This is a genomic window from Aeromonas sp. TW 6 (assembly GCF_013168745.1).
GTDB lineage: Bacteria > Pseudomonadota > Gammaproteobacteria > Enterobacterales > Aeromonadaceae > Aeromonas > Aeromonas caviae.
On sequence record NZ_JABERS010000090.1, the window covers coordinates 1 to 4,778 of the forward strand.

Here is a 4,778-nt window from a genome sequence, read left to right on the forward strand (position 1 = left end):
CGGCAAGCGATTGGGCCGCTGCCCACAGGAGTGGTTGAGGGCCGTGGTCAGGGCGTGCATCGAGAAGACAGATTATCCCATCCCGGCAGAACTGATGCCGTCAACCCCGTCCTGGTGAATAGATACGCGCAGCCTGGTAGTTCGCCGAGTCGTCCTCCACCAGTTTGGTTTTGGCCGGATCGAGGATCTCAATTTTCTGCTCCAGTTTGGTCAGGAACAGCCCTTCTTTACCGCGTACCAGCTCGGAGATGCCATCACAGGTCAGCAGGTGGCCACCATCACCACTGTTGTCCGCACGGCGAATACGCCACTCCGCATCCCGAATCACCACCCGCATACCGGGTGCAAAATTGTGCTCGTTCATTTGTCTTATCTTTCTGTCTGAGCAGTGTGACCAAACGTTCGCCCATCCAATACCGATGGGCGCTAACCACTGGGCACTGCGATAAAAAGGGAACAAAAGAGTACCATGAGGTCAAGCCTGTTGTAATGACAAAGGCCATGATTCATAAGATATTCTTTCGTTTTTCAGCTAGATAAAAAACTCATCGTGAAACAATGAAGGCCTCGTAGACACGAGGCCTTCTTCTCAGCCAGCGATGATGTAACTCTCGAGCCCACTCTCGGGAGAAACCAGCTTCGCAGTATGGGCAGCAATAAGCTCTACCTGACGCGCAACAGGCTGGTCAAAGTCGAAATAGCTCGCCCCCTGACAACGCCAGTAGCCCAATCCCATATCCAACAGCAGATAAGCTTCCGAGCCGTCCTCGAAGGTCACCACCAGTTCCCGACCGTGGCCGGTCGCCGACTTGTCGCCAGAGTTCAGATCTATGCTTCCCTGCCAAGAGGGGCCAACATAGCCCTCCTCAAGCAACATGGTAATAGCCGCCTGGCGATCCGCCTCACTCTGCCAACTGTTGTAAAGGGCATCATGTTGAGGGGTATTGAAATCAAGCTTCTTCACGTTGATCTGTAATGCCGCCTGATCGGCTATGCCCTGTTCCACCAGCTCCGTTAATAGCTCTCCAAGCAATCGCGCTGTAAATGGGCTGTGTAGATAGCGATCACTGTACTGAACACGCACGATCTGCCTCTTTTTGGTAAACGCCTTTTTCCACACCGAGCTATGCCGGGTAATTAAGGTCCAGAAGCGGCTACCGAATCCAGCCAGAGGGCCATCCAACTGATCCGCCAGATTGATGCGCACCGCTCCAGCCGGTATGGCCGGTAACAGTTCATCAGCAGTCATCCGAGTACCTTCATGTCCTGCAGGAATACTCTTGCTTGTTGTCACCACTGGCGTCAGAGCACTGAAGCCCCACTGTTTACCCGGTTCACACACCACATCCTTGCTGGCAGCCCACTGCATGGTTTGCTCACCCACCAGTTGGGCGAGCCAGTAGCCTTGCTGCGATGTGCGCGGCGCTGCCGACAGAGATTGAATAACAATCCGCGCACCCGGCATCGCGGCCAATGCGGCCAGCTGATGCCGAATTCGATCGGGTAATTTACTGCTTGGCACGGTCAGCATGATTTCGACCATTCCACCGACCGAGACAAAGTGCATCAGGTCATTTAGCAACGGCCAACTAGCGAAATCCCAGACTTCAGGATCGCCACCCAATACCAGAGAACAGGAATGGAACACCCCAGATGAGAGACGCTGAGACAGACGCGACATCAGCGGAAAGGTCTCAACACGGCTCTGCGGCCCAAAATGATGGAATTCCGGAGCCAATTTCAGGCGCTGAATACGACCTGGCGTCATTAATGGCAGAGCACTCAATCTATCAAGCTTGCTGACATAGTGCTGGCTGTCATACCCCAGTAAGCAGTGGTGGCAGCACTTGTCGCACTCGCAGTCGAGCAACTTGGCGGCATAATCAAAGACATCCCCCCAGAGGTCAATCAGCTGGACGGCATAGCCTGCACCACCCGCGTTGTTGTCATAAATAAAGATCGAGTAGCCAGTAGCATTATTTGCATCCGTTGTCTGCTGAGTGGTCACACCAAGCTCAGTGTTCTCGATCCCCAGAACATGGGCCAAGCCTTCGCGCAGCGCAACAGCCAGCGAGCGGGCTGCGACCTCGCTGCGGATGAGTAGGCCGTTCTCATCATTCAGTTGCAGCTCGACCATATCGGTACGATTGCTATAACCAAGCCACAGGTCTTTATGAACATGTCCATAACAGAGCTTGTTGGTGTGATTGTTACTGCCACCTCGCAACAATAGATGGGTATTCTCTAGCGCCGGATTGCTAAGACTCTCTGGTGTACGCCCAGCTTCAGTCTGAGAGTCAGTGCGGCCACAAGAGAGACAAATGGCATATCCAGCACCATGCTCTCCATTACTGAAATGGAACAGTTCACCACTGTTACTAAAGCGATAACGACCAAGCGAGGCATCCGGTAGCGCCACCCAGGTGGAGGAAGGCACCAATACACGAGGATCCTGATATGGCAACTGAGCAGGTGAACTCACATCATTGTGCGGCTTATAGCGAATGTCGGTAGCAAAGCCAATCGGTTGCAGATAGCGCACGATTCGTAACTGAGCCGATTCGGCACCGCAATGCGAACAACCCGTCGGATAAGTCGCGCTGGTTGCGCCAGCACCGCAGTGTGTGCAGTGCCAAAACCAAGGGATCTGATGGTCACCAGATATCTCTTGTCCACTTGCCAACACCTTGCCAAGCATGATTCCTGCCGAACGGTAGACCTTACCTCCTAGCACCACATCAGCCCCTGGCGCATATTCCCGTAGCGCAGTAGGCAGATCCCGGCTTGGCAGCTTTTCAATATTGCGGGCGAAATTCTCCTTTCCCTCTTGCTGATCACGTTGACTGGCTCTTAGCGCCTTACGCTTTTCCAGCTCATCCATGGTCAAGTAATTGAAATTCACCACACCTACCGGGAATCCATGCCCGGGCAAGAAGGTTTCACTCATCAACTTGGAAAATAGATAAGCACTGCGGTAGTCCCGCAGTTGGTAGGTGACGGCCTTACCGGCTGGGGTTGATTCCCAATCATTGTTGTCAGCCCTCAAGGATGCAGCGTTTTGCAGCAAGGTGGAAAGCTGGGCGCGCCAGCCATTATCGACCTTCTGCATCATAATACCGGTCTGCTCGAGCAGTTGATCAATACTCAAGGCAGCAAGTGATGTGCCTTTGACCAATCGGGTCAGACTATCAGTCATTTCGCTATGACTATTTTCCAACCAATGCAAAAATCGCTGGCACTGGCTACTGCTGCCATCTTCCTCGAAAAACCATTTGCAACTCAACTTAGTAGCGTCCGGTACCTCAGCACGCAAAAAGCGGCCTAACAACAAGGCATTCACATGTCGCTGGACAATACTAGCGCTCTCGAGCCGCACCTGAGGTGCCTTGGCGCGCACACTGAACGGCCAGAGAGGATTTTTGAATACCTCCATACCGTGCGCCGTACTCTTGCACAAGGTGATCGCAGCTGAAGCAGTCTCACCACGTCGTCCGGCGCGGCCTGCACGCTGTAGATAATTGGCGGGTGCCGGTGGCACGTTATTCATTGCGACCAGGCTCATACCTCCAATATCCACCCCCATCTCCATGGTGGTTGAACAGTTGAGAACATTAACCTTGCCATCCTTGAATAACTTTTCGTTGTACTGGTTCTGTGCCGGCGTGCGCTGCGCAGAATGCTCTTCCAGTCGATACCAGCCATCCTTGAGGGCCAAGCGGTCACTGCGAGTTGACCAAAGCCCCTCCGCTCTTGCTTGCTTAACCTGCGGTTCGGTTTCCAGCCAGTTCAATCGCTCCTCACGCGCCATGTCACTACCGCCCGGCAAATGCCAGTGGCGCAGAGGCAGGGTTGGCATTTCCACCTTCTGAGCGAGCTCCGGAGCGATTTCGTTGCTACCGGGCAAATAGGGAGAATATCCCATTAAGGTCACATCCAGAGCCCTGCGGGTATAGGGGCAACGCCACACCGTCTTCGGGCTGTAAAAATGAGCCTGTTGCTTGACATCAAATTGATAGCCCGACTCGAACTGCCGGAAATATGGTCGTAACACATCCCACACATCCTTCATCAAGTTATTAACCAGGTCACGCCAATAGGTTTGTTCAGGTTGAATCGCTGGAAACACAGCCACCAGCAGTTTTATCACCCGATTGAAGTAACGATCATGAATTCGTGGCCACAACAGCTCACGATTTAAACTTTTTTGTTTTTTATCTGGGCCTTGTAACCACTTAACCGGAAATCGCGTCCCCATCCAGCGTGGATATTCTTCATTTTCATAAAAAACGGCACTGCGTTCGCGAACAAAAAAGTCCAATGTAATCTTCAGAAGGTTACGCCATTCGGGTAACTGTCTGGCTGGATCCGAGAGCAAAATACGCCAGTCTGCGGGACAACGAGTAACATCTTCAAGGAAGGGATAATGGATTGAAACCAGCCCGAGACTTTCCAGGGTCCAGCTATTTTTGGGGCGGCGGCCAAACTCGCTATAAAGACAGAAATCAGCAAATTGCTGCTTGGTGAGATCGAGGTCAGTCAAGTCTTTGAAGGCGCTACGCATCCTGTCAGCCAAATCGACACTACCGGCCAGCTGTTCAGCCAGCATCTGCCAGGAAACTGGCTTAATTTGTTGACCTGCACAACCGGAAAAAACGTCGATGCTCTTTTCGCCCATGTTCTGAGTCAAATTGTTCAGTAAAGCCGTGCCCCGAAACATCGCTTTCATTCTTATCCCAATACGCTTGGAACTGTTCTTTTACTTCAGTATTGAGGCTAGG

At 52.5% G+C, this 4,778-nt stretch carries 2 protein-coding genes and 1 pseudogene; all 3 read right to left on the minus strand.

The genetic code is table 11. From position 1 onward, the window contains the following. Positions 1–100: 100 nt before the first annotated feature. Entirely contained in the window at positions 101–364 is a 264-nt protein-coding gene (locus HKD46_RS20920) for a hypothetical protein (protein WP_221413928.1), read from the minus strand. Between the two features lie 225 nt (positions 365–589). Beyond that, a complete protein-coding gene (locus HKD46_RS20925) occupies positions 590–4,675 on the minus strand; it encodes a Zn-binding domain-containing protein (protein WP_221413929.1) in 4,086 nt (1,361 codons plus the stop codon). Next, positions 4,653–4,778: pseudogene (locus tag HKD46_RS21245) on the minus strand (ISAs1 family transposase); the annotation flags it as partial. The pseudogene HKD46_RS21245 and the gene HKD46_RS20925, both read right to left, overlap by 23 nt.